12 protein-coding genes and 1 pseudogene are annotated in these 16,558 nt (G+C 36.5%); 3 read left to right on the forward strand and 10 right to left on the reverse strand.

Annotated features, from left to right (window positions below; translation table 11 throughout):
- Window positions 1-50: 50 nt before the first annotated feature.
- Together IAE52_RS08950 and IAE52_RS08955 are read right to left on the reverse strand one after the other, a co-directional pair.
- The gene (locus IAE52_RS08950; protein WP_058204146.1) at window positions 51-839 is read right to left on the reverse strand and encodes a dihydroorotate dehydrogenase electron transfer subunit; all 789 of its coding nucleotides are present in this window, start codon (window positions 837-839) and stop codon (window positions 51-53) included.
- 332 nt (window positions 840-1,171) lie between these two features.
- A complete protein-coding gene (locus IAE52_RS08955; protein WP_029344009.1) occupies window positions 1,172-2,536 on the reverse strand; it encodes an MDR family MFS transporter in 1,365 nt (454 codons plus the stop codon).
- 376 nt (window positions 2,537-2,912) lie between these two features.
- Here IAE52_RS08955 and IAE52_RS08960 point away from each other — a divergent pair, with 376 nt between their 5' ends.
- The 3 genes from IAE52_RS08960 to IAE52_RS08970 all read left to right on the forward strand — a co-directional run bounded on the left by IAE52_RS08960 (window position 2,913) and on the right by IAE52_RS08970 (window position 6,205).
- Window positions 2,913-4,124, forward strand: coding sequence for an SPFH domain-containing protein (locus tag IAE52_RS08960; RefSeq protein WP_109991016.1), 1,212 nt, complete (start codon window positions 2,913-2,915; stop codon window positions 4,122-4,124).
- A 159-nt stretch (window positions 4,125-4,283) separates the two neighbouring features.
- Window positions 4,284-5,423, forward strand: coding sequence for an ATP/GTP-binding protein (locus IAE52_RS08965; RefSeq protein WP_023164251.1), 1,140 nt, complete (start codon window positions 4,284-4,286; stop codon window positions 5,421-5,423).
- Entirely contained in the window at window positions 5,420-6,205 is a 786-nt protein-coding gene (locus tag IAE52_RS08970) for a TPM domain-containing protein (RefSeq protein ID WP_017864604.1), read from the forward strand. The genes IAE52_RS08965 and IAE52_RS08970 overlap by 4 nt, the downstream gene beginning before the upstream one ends.
- Before the next feature lie 29 nt (window positions 6,206-6,234).
- On the opposite strand, the gene IAE52_RS08975 is transcribed toward IAE52_RS08970, so the two are convergent.
- The 8 genes and pseudogenes from IAE52_RS08975 to carB all read right to left on the reverse strand — a co-directional run bounded on the left by IAE52_RS08975 (window position 6,235) and on the right by carB (window position 16,503).
- Window positions 6,235-6,771, reverse strand: a complete 537-nt coding sequence (locus IAE52_RS08975) for an rRNA large subunit pseudouridine synthase E (protein ID WP_025017118.1) — start codon at window positions 6,769-6,771, stop codon at window positions 6,235-6,237.
- A 338-nt stretch (window positions 6,772-7,109) separates the two neighbouring features.
- Entirely contained in the window at window positions 7,110-8,273 is a 1,164-nt protein-coding gene (locus IAE52_RS08980; RefSeq protein ID WP_109991017.1) for a DUF916 and DUF3324 domain-containing protein, read from the reverse strand.
- A 77-nt stretch (window positions 8,274-8,350) separates the two neighbouring features.
- On the reverse strand, window positions 8,351-9,163 hold the full coding sequence (locus IAE52_RS08985; protein WP_109991018.1) for a WxL domain-containing protein: 813 nt from the start codon (window positions 9,161-9,163) through the stop codon (window positions 8,351-8,353).
- Window positions 9,138-9,482, reverse strand: a complete 345-nt coding sequence (locus tag IAE52_RS08990; RefSeq protein ID WP_109991019.1) for a hypothetical protein — start codon at window positions 9,480-9,482, stop codon at window positions 9,138-9,140. The genes IAE52_RS08985 and IAE52_RS08990 overlap by 26 nt, the downstream gene beginning before the upstream one ends.
- Window positions 9,483-9,528: 46 nt before the next feature.
- Window positions 9,529-10,533, reverse strand: a complete 1,005-nt coding sequence (locus IAE52_RS08995; RefSeq protein ID WP_109991020.1) for a DUF916 domain-containing protein — start codon at window positions 10,531-10,533, stop codon at window positions 9,529-9,531.
- Between the two features lie 11 nt (window positions 10,534-10,544).
- Window positions 10,545-12,488 (reverse strand): annotated as a pseudogene (locus tag IAE52_RS09000) (RTX toxin).
- A gap of 42 nt (window positions 12,489-12,530) precedes the next feature.
- Complete coding sequence (locus IAE52_RS09005; protein ID WP_023164259.1) at window positions 12,531-13,112, reverse strand: hypothetical protein; 582 nt, start codon at window positions 13,110-13,112, stop codon at window positions 12,531-12,533.
- 196 nt (window positions 13,113-13,308) lie between these two features.
- Window positions 13,309-16,503: a carbamoyl-phosphate synthase large subunit gene (gene carB, locus IAE52_RS09010; protein WP_033901100.1), complete on the reverse strand. Its 3,195-nt coding sequence runs from the start codon at window positions 16,501-16,503 to the stop codon at window positions 13,309-13,311.
- Window positions 16,504-16,558: the final 55 nt, after the last annotated feature.

Raw genomic sequence — 16,558 nt, forward strand, 5'->3', positions numbered from 1 at the left:
CAATCATCAGCTCTACTGATGATTTTTTTTATGCCGATAGAGTAGTCCAATTATAGTGATAGTTGTTTTCCTAAAAATACAGGGCCATCTTCACAGACTTTAAGGGCATGATTCTCATCTTCTTTATCATGTTCAACGCAAGCATAACATGCTCCGATTCCACAAGCCATCCGGCTTTCCATTGAAATATAAAGTCGTTCCAACTGGTCATATTTTTTTGCAACAGCTTTGAGCATGGCTGGCGCACCACAAGTATAAAGAGCGTCAACTTCAAAATCAACTTCTTCCATTAACATCCCAACATGACCTTTTGTTCCATAAGAGCCATCGTCAGTTGCAATTTTCAAGCTTACATTTTTTAGTTCAGCAAATTCCTTCTCTAAAATCTTGACCTTTTCAGAAGCGAAACCTAGCAAAATGGTCATTTGGCAGTTTTTTTCTTCAAGTTGTTTAGCCAATTCATAGAGAGGTGGAACTCCGATTCCTCCGCCGACAATTAAAATTTTATCAGTCGAAACTACTTCATCTACTGGAAAACCATTTCCCAGTGGGCCCATTACATCAATTTTTGCACCTGTTTGTAATTTTGAAATTTCATAAGTTCCACTTGTTTCGTCCCCAATTCGATAAAGAATCGTACAAGTTTTAGCGACTTTATCCCAACTGGAAATAGAGATTGGGCGACGTAAAAGCATACTAGCATTAGGCACCGCAAGATGTAAAAATTGTCCCGGCAAATCCATCTCTTCTACTAGCTCTCCTTTAAGAACCATCTCGAAAATATTAGAAGCAACTTCACGTTGGCTGACAATCGTCATCATCTCTTGTAACTTAGGCATTATTTCTCCATTCTTTATTCGGACAGAAGCTACAGCTTACTGAACCTTCTTTTATTCATCGATAAAATGCTCATGTTAATCGCATTTTACTGACAGAAAGTGCAGATTTACTGACAACTCTTTAATTGACACAAAAAAACACTTGTAAGAGAACTTACAAGTGTACTAAAAAACTGGTAATTTACTGACAGAATAAATGGGCTAAAGAGAAGTTCATCTTTAAGCTGTCAGTAAGCCAAATTAAATTTTCCGTATCCTTGCAAGCCTCTCTGGACTTAGTTAAAGGTTTTAAAATATTATAACGAAAAAAGTGTCATTCGTCAAAGATTTTTTTAATGATTGGCCCTAATTTTTTTCAAATTTGGGAAACTGACAATTAAACTCACGATAATCAAGATGAAAAATAGAGCTAAAATAATTGAAGTTCCATGACTCGTTCCAACTTTGAAGCCATTGAGTCCTTGGAAAATTGAAAGTGTCGTTGCGACAACTGCTGTTGCTACTGCACCAATAAATTGTTGCAAAGTATTGACCAAAGCATTTCCATCAGAAAGTTGGTCAGTAGCTAAAGTGCTCAAGCTACAAGTCATTAAGTTACTATATGAAATCCCAAGACCTAACATCAAGACAATGTGTGCCACCAAGAGTAAAGCAAGGCTTTTTGTTGGTAAAAAGACGAAGAGCAATGCAAGACCAAGGGCTGCTAAAATCAAACCAGTCGTAATTGGTTTTCTGGCACCAATTTGGTCCAAAACTTTCCCAGAAATTGGTGCTAAAACTGCGCCAATCAAAGCTCCAGGAAACATAAATAGTCCCGCCACTGATGAACTAAATCCCGCAGAAACTTGAATAAAACTTGGTAAAACAAAAGATAGACCTAATAGCAAAGCTTGATATACTAAAAGACTGAAAATTAGCGCCACAAATCGGTGATTTTTCAAAATTCCTAAATCAATTAAACTTTCTTTGCGGTTGAATTGAACAAACAAGAAAGCTCCAACCAATCCTACAATAAAGAGTAAGGCGAAAGTCATTAAATGCTCTGCACTTAGAGCCGAAATGAAAGCAAAGAACATGATTGATAATGCAATAACTGGACGAAGCGCCAATTTCTTGGGCGTTTTTGCCCCTTCTCTTGGAAGACAAGCCAAACCAAGCACTAAAGAAATTACCACCAAAGGTAAAAGGAAAATATAGATATAACGCCAATCAAGCGAATTAGAAATAATTCCTCCATAAGTTGGGCCAATAGCCGGAGCGATGGAAGTCGTTAAAGTCCCAATCCCCATCATCATTCCTCTTTTATGAAGTGGTGCTTTAGTCAAAATCAGGTGGAACATCAGAGGTAAACCAATCCCGGTTCCCACCCCTTGTAAAAGTCGGCCAAATAATAGCATGGCAAAATTTGGTGAGAAACAGTTGGTTAAAACCCCAACTAAAAAGATAAGATTAGCGACCAAGAAAAGTTTTCTTGCTGAAAATCGCTCATTAAAATAAGAAGAGAGCGGAATCGTAATCGCAATCACAAGCAGATAAATCGTCGTTACCCATTGTATTTTTGAAGTAGAAAGTCCAAACTCATTAATCAGCGTTGGGAAAGTCACATTCATCGCCGTTTCAATCAAAACGCCAGAAAATGACAAAATCCCTGTAGCAATCACTGCCCCCAATAAGTGGAAATGGTTGTTTTTATTCATGCAATAAAATCTCCTAAAACTAAACAAAAAGAGACGAAATTATTATCCTAAAATAATAATTTCGCCTCTGTATAATTCAACATAATTTATGTTATCTGTACGAAAGTTATAACTTGTCTATTATATCTATAAATCTGATAAAATGCAAGCCTTAACTTGTTAATCCTATGATACAAGAATTTATTTAAAGAAACAGGAGAGAATCAATAAATTCCGACTTTAGTTTGATTTTAGTAAATTTTCAAATAATTGATAGGTTTCGTCAGAGAAATTTGATATAATTAAGTCAAATAGCTGAGCTATTCACTAAAGGAAAGGAAGGCAAATTCATTCTCTAAAATTTTGTTTTGAATTGAATTTGTTTGTAAAAGAATACATGGGAATTATTAAAGCTGCAACAGGTTCACTCGGTGGGGCGTTGGCTGACCAATGGCTTGAGGTCATTGAGCCAAATGAAATGTCAGACCAAACGGTTTTCACTAAGGGAATTAAAGTAAGAAAAGATGCAAAACGTGGTTCTAATCGTAAAGGAACCGAAGACGTAATTACTGACGGTTCTATCGTTCACGTTTATGAAAACATGATGATGATTCTTGTGGATGGTGGTAAAATTATTGATTACACCGCTGAACCTGGATATTATACTGTCAAAAACGACACTGCGCCAAGTCTTTTTAATGGTGATTTGCGTGATTCAATTCAAGAAAGCTTCTTCCGTTTCAAATTTGGTGGAACAACTCCTCAAAAACAAGAAGTTTATTATGTCAATCTTCAAGAAATTAAAGGCATTAAATTTGGAACAGCGACACCTCTTCAATACTTTGATAATTTTTATAATGCAGAGCTTTTCTTGCGTACACATGGAACTTATTCAATAAAAATCACTGACCCTCTTGCTTTTTACGCAAACGTCATTCCTAAAAATGCTGACCATGTCGAAATTCAAGAAATTAATGACCAATATTTGGCTGAATTTTTAACGGCTTTAAATACGTCAATTAACCAATATTCTGCTCAAGGCGAACGGGTTTCATTCTTAACTTCAAAAAGTATGGAGCTCAGCAAATACATGGCTTCTGTACTTGATGAAGATTGGAAACAGTTGCGAGGAATGGAAATTGTTTCCGTTGCTGTCGCTAGCATTTCTTACACTGATGACAGTCAAAAATTAATTAACATGCGTAATCAAGGCGCAATGCTTGGTGACCCTTCTATCCGTGAAGGTTTTGTCCAAGGAGCTGTTGCTCGTGGTCTTGAGGCTGCTGGTTCAAACACTGGTGGTGCGCCAAATGCCTTTATGGGAATGAATATGGGTGGACAAAATCTAGCTGGTTTTTCACAAACTAACCAATCTCAAATGCAAGCCCAAGCAGAGAACAAGGCCGATACTTGGACTTGTCCTGAGTGTAATACTAAAAATACCGGTAAGTTCTGTTCAAATTGTGGGCAAGCGAAACCCTCAGCAACTCCTGTTATGCCTGAATTAAATATGGCTTGTAACGAGTGTGGAGCAGTCGTTAATTTGGCGAATGGTGTTCCTAAATTCTGTCCTGAATGTGGTAAGCCTTTTGTTGCCAAAGCGCTCTAAGACATGTAAATAATGATTTAAGATAAAGTAGTTCTAAATTAGGGCTGCTTGTCTTTGCGTATTTTTAAGAATTTATTTCTGATGAAAATTCTTTTAGTTTCTAACTGAATTTCCCCTGCTAAATAAGCAGATTTCATAACTTAAAAGTAAGGAGTAACGATGAGCGAAAGCCAAGTTCTTACACATAAATGTCCCAATTGTGGAGGTCCACTGCTTTTTGAACCCAAAAATCAAAAATTTCACTGTGAATATTGTGGTTCAACATTTACGGAACAAGAAGTTTCTGATTTCGAGGCCAAGCAAGAGGCAGCAAAAGTTACTGACAGTCCTATCAGCTCTGTCAGTAACGCTGAAACGACTGACGAAAAGGAAAAAATTACTGACAGCGACCAAAAAAGAGCTGACGAAAACACTGACGAAGAAATTGGACTATTTCTCTGTCCATCTTGTGGTGCAGAAATCGTCACTGATGCGACAACTGCTTCAACTTGGTGCTATTATTGTCATAATCCGGTTGTTCTGACCGAGCGATTGTCTGGTAAATTTCTCCCCGAAAAAATTCTCCCTTTTCAAATTGAGAGAAAAGCGGCTGAAGAACAATTTTTAGACTGGGTGGGCAAGAAAAAATTTGTTCCCAAGGCCTTTTTTGACAAAAAACAAATTCAAAATCTGTCAGGCGTTTATTTCCCCTATTGGGCTGTTGATGCTGAATTATCTGGCGGTATTTCGGCGCAAGCCACCAATTTACGCGTTTGGATAGTTGGAGACACTGAATACACTGAGCATTCTCAATATGAGATTCAGCGGGGCGGAGAGACAAAATTTAAGGATTTAATCAAAAATGCCTTGAAAAAAAATCTGTCAGACAAGATGGTTGGCGCCGTTCAGCCTTTTGATATGACTGCTGCTATTCCTTTTAAAAATCAATATCTTTCTGGCTTTTTAACTGAAAAACGAGATATTGAATTCCCTGATATGAAAGAAAATGTTGAACGGGAATTTCGTCAATATGCTGACGGATTAATGGAATCAACAATTGTCGGTTATACTTCTGTCAGTAATTTACAGAGTAATCAGCAGATTAAAAATATCGATGAAGATTACGTTTTACTCCCAATCTGGCTGGTCACTTATAAAGAAGCTGGCAATGACCGTCTCTTTTATTACGCGATGAATGGTCAAACTGGTAAAGTAGCCGGCCTTCTACCCATTGATAAGAAAAAACTTTGGACAGTTGCCATTGGAATCTTTATTCTAGTGCTTCTTCTTGGAATTATTGTGGGGTATTTGCTATCATGAGAAAAAAATTAGTTATTCTTTCTTTATTTTTCTTAAGCTTCTTCTTTTTACTCCTTGCACCAAAAACATCAGCGGCGACTTTCTCGTCAGGTCTTGAAGATAATCTTCAACTTTTTGGTGGAAATGTAACCCTCCTTGAACAAGAAGCTCAGAAATTGGCTAATGAAACAAAAGCGGGTGTCTATGTTGTCACGACAGATAGCTCTACCCCTGCCAGTCAAATGGCAAAAACTTATCTAGCTGATAAAGTAGGCGCTAAAAACAACGGTGTCGTTTTGGTCATTAATATGAACTTACGTAAAGTTTATATTTGGGCAACAGGAAATCTTAAATACTACTTGCCTTCAAGTCGAATTGAAAAAACCTTAGACATTGTCCAACCCGAATTGACTGACAATAATTATTATCAGGCTGTCAGTGGATTTTTTGACCAAGTTTCTAAATATTACCAAGCAGGAATTCCAACATCAAGAAAGTATTCTATCAATTCCGAAACAGGAGCTGTAACTTTCCATCGCAGCTTTCAACCCTTATCAATTTTGATTGCTCTTATCATTTCTTTGATTGCAGCTGGTGGCTTCGTTTGGACCATCTATCGTCGTTATCAAATGAAAGACGCTCATGCCGTATGGCGCTATGATTACGGTCGAAATGGTAATTTAGAACTCCATCAACGTGAAGATATTTTAGTCAACACATTTATAACTACAAGAATTATCCCTCGTCCTTCTTCTGATAACAATAATTTCAGTGATGGTTCTGGTGGCGGACGTTCTTTCTAAATAAAAAGGAATCACAAAATGATTCCTTTTTATTTTTGAATAATTTTATATTCCCCAGATTTTAGATTACCCAGTGAATATTGACCAATTGACCAACGAATTAATCGAAGCGTTGGGAAACCGACCGCTGCCGTCATTCTTCTAATTTGCCGATTTTTTCCTTCTTTGATTGAAATTTCAACCCAGCTAGTCGGAATTGCCTTTCGTTCACGAATTGGTGGAGTCCGTTCCCAAAGCCAATCAGGTTCATCAATTAATTTTACTTTCGCAGGCAATGTTTTTCCATCTTTTAATAGAAGACCTTTTTGCAACTTTTGCGCTGCTTCTGACGAAAATTCTCCCTCTACTTGAACCAAATAAGTCTTGTAAGATTTTGATTTTGGGTCTGTCAGTAAATGATTGAGCTTTCCATCATCTGTCAGTAAAAGTAGACCTTCACTATCTTTATCCAATCTTCCAGCAGCATAAACATTTGGTATTTTAATATAATCTTTTAAAGTTTTCCGCCCCTCTCCGTCAGTAAATTTTGTTAGTACATCATAAGGTTTATTAAATAATATAATCATAATTTTTTTGCAAAAGTTCATCTTTCTCAAATCTATTTCTATTAATTATTTTACCAAAAAAAATTATTATTAGCTTACAAACAAAGTTTTAGTTTGTACTTTGGCTATTATTGATGAGCTTTAGTTGGTGCATTAATTTCTATACTAATAAGGCACGCGCACTTACTTATAAAAAAACAAGAGTACTTCTGACTAATCTTACTTTTGAATTGCAGTTTTAGGACCTCATTATGAGCCTATGAAATGTTTAATCTTTTATGATATCAGCACTAATCAAATAATAATAACAAAACCTTCCGTTTAAAATGGAAGGTTTTTTATTTTGAAGTAAATAGGGATCACTTTTTATTCAAATCATCAATTATTTTTTCTTGGACTTCTATTTTTTCTCTAAGTGCTTGCTTTTCTTCTTCCTCTTTTTGAGATTTTTTTCTACGTTTCCATAATAAGATAATGAAGAATAAGACAAGTAGTAATATACCGATGACAAATAATAGCCATGTCCAGTCTTTTTCTTTTTTAACGGTTGGGTCACTATCATTCAGTTTTTGAGCTTGATTATCAGAAATTGTAAACTCTTGATCAAAGGTCCATTGATACTTATATCGTGCCGTTTTATTATCGACCTGTGCCTCATATTTTCCTTGATCATCCGTTCTGGCATTAACGACAAGTTGAAGGCGATATTTCCCGGGTTTTAGAGGTTCTGATACCCTTGTAGCCGCACTTTGATTACTAGTTGGTATAGGTAAATCAAAACTTGTATTTGGGGCCATTTGCATCATTGAATTTGAATAAGTATATTTTATATCTGTATTACTTATACCACTTATCGTTGCTTTTACGTTCATCGTATTGATATAAGTCATCGTTGGATTTTGCAGATTAACATTAATCACATTTCGTCCATTAATTTGACTAGGGCTGACCGTCTTTAGCTTTAAATCTGGCGAGACCTCATTATCATTTTGCCTCATTAATAGAGCAATAGTATAAGAATAGGTATTCTTAACCGTAATTCCTTCTGAATCTTCTTCCTTATCATTTTGCCCCTCTTTTGAAAAGGTAATTCCACCAGCAATTTGTCCATCAAACGCTTCATTTGGCATTTTTACTTTCAGGTCCAGTTTTTGGCGAGTAAGAGGTGGCAATGTCACAACTTTGGGAGTATTAACATAGTCTTTTAAATTATATTTCAGTGAAGAATCTGCCACTATTTCCGTTGGTTCATAAACAACAAGACCCGTCATATTTGTTACTGCGCTAGATAAGGTAACATCAATTTTTATTTCTTGCTCAGTATTATTAGATAATTCAACTTGTAAAGTCTGTTCTTTGTCGGCCCCCAAAAGAATATCAAAATATCCTAAATCTTTGTTCGATTGATTTTCTGGAATAATTGGCTTCACAGTATAATCATCAGTCCGAGCATAGCCAGTTTGAGCCAAACCAAATGATAGCGTAAGAAAAATCGCTGATAAAAATAATTGTAATTTTTTCATTTATAACCCCCATAATCCCCAAATTTTTATAAAAGTTGAGTCTCCCTTTTGAGAGACTCAGTTGCTCGAATCAACTATTATGCATTACCTGGTGCACTATAAAGATTCCAGTTTAAAGTTGTAGTATAGGTATCCACCTTGGCAGATCCTGCTGGCACATTAAGAGTAATATTGGGATCTACTTTACCTGTTGTATTCGTTGCAGAATCCAAAGTTTCTGGGTCGGTTACCAAAGTAGAACCATCTCCCGCACCAAAACTAAGCAAGTTTGTTCCTGTCCCTGTCCCTGCATCTGCTTGGAAAATATTTACTGCCGTTCCTGGAACAAGAGCATTCGTTGCCGTATTTACGGTTGAACTTGCTTTATTCATTGATGTACTAACAACCGTATTAGTTTTATCATTGTTAAAAGTCATAACAGCATTGACTAAATCACCAGCTTTCATTCCTTTAAATTGAGCTGTTTGCGTCAAAGAAACTGACCATCCTGTTGGACCAGTCGCTGTTCCTCGGTTATCTGTTACTTGCATGAATTGCGGAATAGCTTTACCACTTCCATCATTTGCAGCCCAAGCTGACCAAGTATGAGCTGTTGAAGCATCTACATAGTGAGTACCAAAGTTAATGGCTGGTACATAATCCAAAGTCAATCCATCATCTGAAGCAACAGGATTTGAAGTATTAGGAACTCCTGGCGTAGTTGGACTAATTGGCGTTTTACCATCGCCAGGTGATACCGGATTGGTTGGCGTTTTCTTAGGTTGAAAAGCCACATTAGCTCCACTCGTCGTGCTTCCCACTGATGTGGCACTGACTTCTAAAACACTTGTTGACAAAAGTGTTGCTGTAATTACTGCGACTCCACTAAGGCTGAGTATTGTTTTTTTCATAAAAGTTCTCCTTTATCCTTATTCGTTTGGTCTTTTTAATCATTAGACTTCCAACTCCAATTGTCACTAATCCTACCACGAAAGGCAGTAAAGAATCATTCTGGTTAGTTCCTACAATTGGTAAATTTTGATTAGTCAATATTTGACTTTGACCAGTAGCTTGCGAACTAGAAGTTACTGGTGGTTTTTCAATTGGTTCTTTTTCTAAAAATCCCACTTTCCCTGTCGTGTTAGTTCCCCCAATTTCTTGAGCAAGAATAACACTTGTATTTAAAAGTAAGAGTGCACAGATAACCCAAAGAATATATTTGATTTTCATTAATCTCCTTCCTAGTTTTATCAATCTTGATTTATAAACTGATTGACTATTTTTTGAAATAGGCATAAATTCCGCCAGAAGATATGACGACCATTAGAATTAATGATAGGCCTACTGATTTTTTATTTAGGGGCTGAATCTCTTCTTTTTTCTTCTCTAGAACCTTTAAGTTCCCTGAGTCAGAAACGATTAGATTCCGCTTAAAAGTCTGATTAGAGGAGTCAACTGTTAAATAATATTTTGCTCCCTTTACTAGTTCTTTTTGATTATTCAGTTTAATACTTACCGACGCATTAGGGACTACTGCTGTCTTTGGATTACTAAATTCTGAAACAACTTCCCCTTTTTGGTCTTTTATCACTGCTTTTATATTCATATTACTTAGAAGAAAGGAATTGGGATTTTCGATTTTTATGACTTGTTCTTTCTCATTAGATTTTTCCAAAGCAAATTCTAAATTCTGTTTATGTGATTCTGAGTAATCTTTATCTTCCATCACAAGAGCAACAACGTTGCTGTAAACATTTAAGATTCCTTCTTGACGGTCGCTCTCTTTTGGCACTTTTGTGACATTTATCCCGCCAATTAGTTGACCTTTGATTCCTTCTTTAGGAATTTTTAGATTAATCGTGATTTCTCTAACTTCATTAGGAGCCAAAATAATTTTTAATTTACCTGCTTCTTGCGTTCCATCAAAATAGATATCTTGATAGAAATTAAAATTTGAATTTTTATGATGTAAATATTGACTGACTTCCTCTGCTGATAAGCTATAATCGAGAGTAAAATTATTATTATTAACCGCTTGATTAGATGTAATTTCAAAATTATTTTCTTCATTACCATTACTAATTTTTAACTTTAGATTTAGTGACTGCGTTTTTTCTACTTGCAACCACCAATAAGTAATGCTTTTATCTTTTTGGTGTCCTTCAAGTATAGCTTCTACGCTAAAATCACTGGTTGGACTTTCTGAATAAGCAACTTTAGATTGAACTATCAATAATATACTAAGGATGGATAGAAAGATTAATTTATAAACTTTTTTCACTTTCTCCTCCTTTATGACGGCCCATTTGCTACGGTGTACTGAAAAGTTCCCGCATTAGTATTAGTTTGTGTTAACAAGCTATTATTCGCTTTAATGTTTAGGCCTGAATCAGTTGGAAATGTCATTGTATACCAACTTCCTGCACCAGTCATTTTAATCCAAGATGGCAATGTACTATCACTTGTGATACTTGCAATTTGTAAAGCAGAATTAAGGCTTAATTGGCTGGCTGTTTTAGTTGTTGGGTCAACCCAATAATACTGAAGTCCATTAGGAAAATTATTCTGAGTCATTTTGACAAGGACATGTATATTGGGATTTTGTGCTCGATCATCACCGACAACAAGTGTTTCAGTACTTGCACCATTAATTAGAGAAGACCATGACCCATCTACCGGTGTCCCTTGAGTTAAAGTAGGATCTAATGAAACGTTAAATGTCCGATTCATACTTGATAAAGCTGCATTTAATTGAAATCCTAGAGGCTGATACCATGAAATATATTTCCCAGCTGCAATACTTGATGCGTCACTTCCATAACTATTAGGACTTAAATTTGTTACCTGTAAAGTAGGGTTAAAGGTCGTGAGTGTTCCCGTATTCATCCGATACCAAATATCTGAACTCGTTGGGGTAATTGTTCCTTTGTTGGGTGTTATCAAGTCATAAGTCGAATCAAAAGTATAACCGGTTGATGATGAGTGGGTTCGCAAGCCACTTCCCGAAATCGTAATCGGAAATGTTAGAACGGTAGTAGAAAAGACTGAGCCACCCGCTGTATTAAAAGTCACAACTTTGGGGTCGGTCATTGTGATGCTACTTCCTAATCCTGGAGCAAGTGAAACTACGTTTTGATTTGGATTTAAATTATTAAATAGAACACTTGAACCCTGTGCAAAATTCCATTTTACTGCGCCCGTCAAAAATGCATCCAAACTAATTACCCCGCCTGTTGTCACTTTAAGCGTTGCATTTTGTCCAACATTTAAGTTCCAACTATTTAATGTATTTAAGGCCATAAACCAGCCTCCAGCATAAGTAGATGAGGTATTTACAGTTCCATTAATGACAAAACTTCCATTAATATTCCAATTCAAAGCTCCAACTGTCAATAGACTTCCATCATCATAGTACATCGTATAAGTCTTATTTAGATTCCAAACCATTGCTGCTCCGGCATCAACTTGTAAAGTTGAACCACCACTTGAATAGTATACGTAGAAAGGTTGGTCATTTCCCCAACTTTGGTTCAACGTCGTTGTACCAGTTACTACTTCAAGATAGGCTCCTCCTTGAATCCATTCACCTTGATTATCTGCCCCAGCTGAACTTGTATCATTAATATTGTGATTTTGTAAAATATTAAAGGTATTTGTTCCACGAAATAATACTTTTCCATTATCATTTCTAATTGGTTGCGCTCCGTAGATTGCATCGCCATTGCTTACTGTCACATTTTCATATACAGCCGTAGCCTAAGCATTTAAACCTTTCATTTGAAAAATTCCACTCGTGATATTGTTTACAATTGTTGCATTCTTAACTGTTAGAGTCGTATCCGTAGAAATCGTTCCATTAGAGCCGAAAGCTCTGGCTGTTCCATCACTTCCACCAATACTCTGAGCCGTTGTATAATTCGTGTCATTATCAAGATAGAGCGTATAATTATTTCCATTTATTGATAAAGATTTACCACTAGAAACGGTGTTGCCAGAGTTCAAAATACTATTTCCGGGAACATCGGATGTCACATTAAAAAATATTGTACTCATTGATGCTGCGTTTGGAGTAACTGATTTATAAGTGTCAATCATATCCTGCCAGCTGTTGGTATTATAATAAGTTGCTCCGGTCACTCCAGTTACGGTCCCTGAGCTATCAACTGTTCCTGTAAGAACCGCCGCCTTAGTTTTGGGAGCCAAGCCAAATAGAATAATTAGAAATCCCAGACTTATGAGAATTATAATTTCTTTTTTTATTTTCACCTTTTCTCCCTTCTATGGTCCTGTTACAAGTGTTGAGGTAATCGTTGCTTTATAAGAACCTGTAACAATTACTCTAGTTGTTCCATCTACTGTTAGTTGCGCTGTCACAGCACCACTATTCATCGTTCCATTCGCTCCCGTTCCACTTCGCAAAACAACACCATTCTGTTTGAAAATGTTGACATTGGAACTTCCAATAAGTTTTCCGTCAGAACTATTCGCTACTGAAACATAAAAGCCAGTAGCTGGTAAAACGACAGTGTTAGATACTAAAGTAAAGTCCGAAATTGATTGTTGAAGAGAAAAACTTGTTGATGTTCCAGATAAATTGACAATTTTAATTGCTGCATCTCCCGTTGCATTGCTATTGATTACTGACGAGCTTGCTGTTTGAGTGCCAAAATTGAAATTTGGAGCAGTAAGAGACCAAGTGTTTGTTGTTGGTGCAGTCACATTAATATAGGCATTCGCTACTGAATTTTGACTGTCTATAGCAGTATCTGCTGATATGGGCCTTTCGACAAATAAAAGGAAGGAAATATTAATAAAAAAGAAACTTAAAATGAATATTTTTACTTTATTTTCTCTTGTCATTCACCGACCCTCTTTCAATATTTTGTCGTTTATAAATTACTAAGTAGTCTATATATCTTTTATAACCTTTTTTCTAACTCAAGTCTAATAAAACGCTTTCTTTAATGCACGTGTACGAATATTAATACATAATTGAAGTAATTTTTGTTTTTTTATTTAAAAATAAAAAAAGCCCCGTTTGGGACTTCTTTATTTTTTAAATATTTTTAGTTGTAAAACTACGACTTTGCATTACTTTTAAAATTGCAGCAACAGTATCTAGTGATGTGAAAAGTGGAATACCGCGACTAATTGCTTCTTGACGAATACGGAAACCATCGGTAGCCGTTGTTAATGAGGCACGAGTATTTCCCATTGTGTTCACAACTGCTTGAACGCGTCCATGACGAATATCTTCAACTAATGTTCCTTCTTCATCTTCTCCACCAGCTAGTTTTTCAACTTCACGGACATAAAGTCCATTTTCCTTAAAGAATGCAGCGGTTCCTTGAGTTGCAACTAATGAATAACCTATTTCTGCGAAATCTTTAGCAAGTGATAGCGTTTCTTCTTTATCTTCATCAGCAACTGTGAATAAGACCGAACCATAATCTGCCATGTGCAGTTTAGCGGCTTCAAATGATTTATAAAGTGCTTTTTCAAGGGTCACATCTGAACCCATTGCTTCACCTGTTGATTTCATTTCTGGACCAAGTAAACTGTCAACTTTTGCTAGTTTTGTAAAGCTAAAGACTGGTGCTTTCACGTGAACCATATCAGGAGTTTCTGCTAAGCCCTCTGTGTAGCCTAAATCCTTCAAGTTTTTCCCTAAAATCATTTGTGTCGCCAATTGTGCCATTGGAATGTTTGTCACTTTAGATAAAAAGGGAACAGTCCGTGACGCGCGTGGATTTACCTCAATGACATAAACTTGTTCTTCAAAAATAACAAATTGAATGTTCATCATTCCGATGCAGTTCAAACCAATTGCTAATCGTTTAGTGTAATCAACAATTGTATCAATAATTTCTTGTGAAAAAGTTTGTGGTGGATAGACAGCCATTGAGTCACCTGAGTGAACCCCTGCTCGTTCAATATGTTCCATAATTCCTGGAAGAAGAACTTCCGTGCCATCACAGATTGCATCGACTTCACATTCACGTCCTTGTAAATAAGAATCAACGAGTACTGGATGTTCAGGTGAAGCTTTTACCGCACGATTCATGTAATCACGCAGGTCTTTTTCATTATTAATGATTTCCATTGCTCGACCGCCCAAAACAAAAGATGGGCGAATAAGGACTGGATAACCAATTTTATTGGCGTTAGCAACGGCTTCTTCTTCATTTGTTGCTGTTGCTCCTGGTGGTTGTGGAATCACTAAATCTTGTAATGCTTTTTCAAATAAATCTCTGTCCTCAGCACGGTCTAAATCTTCAACTTGCGTTCCTAAAATTTTAACCCCAGCTTTAGAGAGAGGTTCCGCTAAATTGATAGCTGTTTGTCCGCCAAATTGAACAATCACACCTTCTGGTTGTTCTAAGTCAATGATATTCATCACATCTTCAAAAGTTAGTGGTTCAAAATAGAGCTTATCTGAAATTGAGAAATCTGTCGAAACGGTTTCTGGATTAGAGTTGATGACAATTGCTTCTTTTCCAAGGGCTTGAAGTGCTTTTACACAGTGAACTGTCGCATAATCAAATTCAACTCCTTGTCCAATTCGGATGGGACCTGAGCCGAGTACAATTATTTTCTCTTTGCTTGAACGTTTAGATTCATTTTCCCATTCATAAGTTGAATAGAAGTAAGGTGTTGAGCTTTCAAATTCAGCCGCGCAAGTATCAACCATTTTGTAAACTGGAATAATTTGATTTTCTTGTCTACGACGTCTTACTTCTTCTGGACTAACGTTCCATAATTTGGCAATCTGACGGTCAGAAAATCCATTTTTCTTAGCCGTTTTTAAGAGTTCGGGTTCAAATATATTTACTTTTAATTGGTCTTCAATTTCGACGATATGGAGTAATTTATCAAGAAAGAAAATATCAATCTTGGTTAAATCAGCAATTTCTTCAATCGGAATTCCACGACGAATCGCTTCTGAAACATAGAAAAGTCGGTCATCTTGTGTTTTAACCATTTTTTCATAGAGGATTTCATCATCTGCATCTTGTGCTTCTTGTAAATCATTATGAAAAACACCAATTTCAAGTGAGCGTACAGCTTTTAGTAGACTTTCTTCGATGTTCCGTCCAATTGCCATGACTTCGCCTGTTGCTTTCATTTGTGTTCCTAGGTGACGGTCACCATTTTCAAATTTATCAAATGGGAAGCGAGCGATTTTTGCTACAACGTAGTCAAGTGCTGGTTCAAACATGGCATAAGTTTTATTAGTGACTGGATTAATGATTTCATCTAGTGTCATCCCAATCGCAATTTTAGCAGACATTTTTGCAATTGGATATCCTGTTGCTTTAGAAGCTAAAGCTGATGAACGACTTACCCGTGGGTTAACTTCGATTACTCGATATTCATAAGAATGTGGGTCAAGGGCAAGTTGAACATTACATCCCCCTTCAATTTTTAGGGCACGAATAATATTTAGTGAAGCGTCACGAAGCATTTGATATTCGTTATCTGAGAGCGTTTGACTTGGTGCAAAAACGATTGAGTCACCTGTGTGAACTCCAACTGGGTCAAAATTTTCCATATTGCAGACAACAATCGCATTGTCAGCAGAATCACGCATAACTTCATATTCGATTTCTTTATAACCAGCAATTGATTCTTCAATTAGGCATTGTGTTACTGGAGAAAGTTTTAGTCCATTTGCCACAATCTCACGAAGTTCTTCTTCGGTATCACAAATTCCTCCACCTGTTCCACCCATGGTAAATGCTGGACGGACGATGATAGGATAACCAATTTTGTCAGCAATTTCAACTGCTTCATCAACCGTTGTTGCAATATCACTGGCACAGAGTGGCTCACCAATTCTTTCACATAATTCTTTAAAGAGCTCACGGTCTTCTGCTTGGTCAATGGCGCTTAATTTTGTTCCAAGAAGTTCAACATTAAGCTCTTCAAGAATTCCTGTTTTGGATAATTCCATTGCCATGTTAAGCCCTGTTTGTCCACCAAGTGTTGGCAATAAGGCATCAGGACGTTCCTTACGCAAAATTTTACTGACAAACTCTAAAGTAATTGGTTCAATATAGACAGTGTCAGCTATTTCTCTGTCAGTCATGATTGTTGCCGGATTTGAATTGACTAAAACAACTTCGTAGCCTTCTTCTTTAAGTGCAAGACAGGCTTGTGTTCCTGCATAATCAAATTCTGCGGCTTGACCAATAATGATTGGTCCAGAACCGATAATCATGATTTTTTTGATATCATTGCGTTTTGGCATTTGTTTTCTCCTTTGTAGTAAAGCATAACTTCGTTGCAAATGATTCACAACCCGC

It is taken from the genome of Lactococcus sp. S47, from assembly GCF_016517475.1.
Taxonomy (GTDB): domain Bacteria; phylum Bacillota; class Bacilli; order Lactobacillales; family Streptococcaceae; genus Lactococcus; species Lactococcus lactis.

Coding starts and splice junctions, on each gene's coding strand:
- IAE52_RS08950 (WP_058204146.1), bottom strand. CDS start 839: ATGCCTAAGTTACAAGAGATGATGACGATTGTCAGCCAACGTGAAGTT.
- IAE52_RS08955 (WP_029344009.1), bottom strand. CDS start 2,536: ATGAATAAAAACAACCATTTCCACTTATTGGGGGCAGTGATTGCTACA.
- IAE52_RS08960 (WP_109991016.1), top strand. CDS start 2,913: ATGGGAATTATTAAAGCTGCAACAGGTTCACTCGGTGGGGCGTTGGCT.
- IAE52_RS08965 (WP_023164251.1), top strand. CDS start 4,284: ATGAGCGAAAGCCAAGTTCTTACACATAAATGTCCCAATTGTGGAGGT.
- IAE52_RS08970 (WP_017864604.1), top strand. CDS start 5,420: ATGAGAAAAAAATTAGTTATTCTTTCTTTATTTTTCTTAAGCTTCTTC.
- IAE52_RS08975 (WP_025017118.1), bottom strand. CDS start 6,771: ATGATTATATTATTTAATAAACCTTATGATGTACTAACAAAATTTACT.
- IAE52_RS08980 (WP_109991017.1), bottom strand. CDS start 8,273: ATGAAAAAATTACAATTATTTTTATCAGCGATTTTTCTTACGCTATCA.
- IAE52_RS08985 (WP_109991018.1), bottom strand. CDS start 9,163: ATGAAAAAAACAATACTCAGCCTTAGTGGAGTCGCAGTAATTACAGCA.
- IAE52_RS08990 (WP_109991019.1), bottom strand. CDS start 9,482: ATGAAAATCAAATATATTCTTTGGGTTATCTGTGCACTCTTACTTTTA.
- IAE52_RS09005 (WP_023164259.1), bottom strand. CDS start 13,112: ATGACAAGAGAAAATAAAGTAAAAATATTCATTTTAAGTTTCTTTTTT.
- carB (WP_033901100.1), bottom strand. CDS start 16,503: ATGCCAAAACGCAATGATATCAAAAAAATCATGATTATCGGTTCTGGA.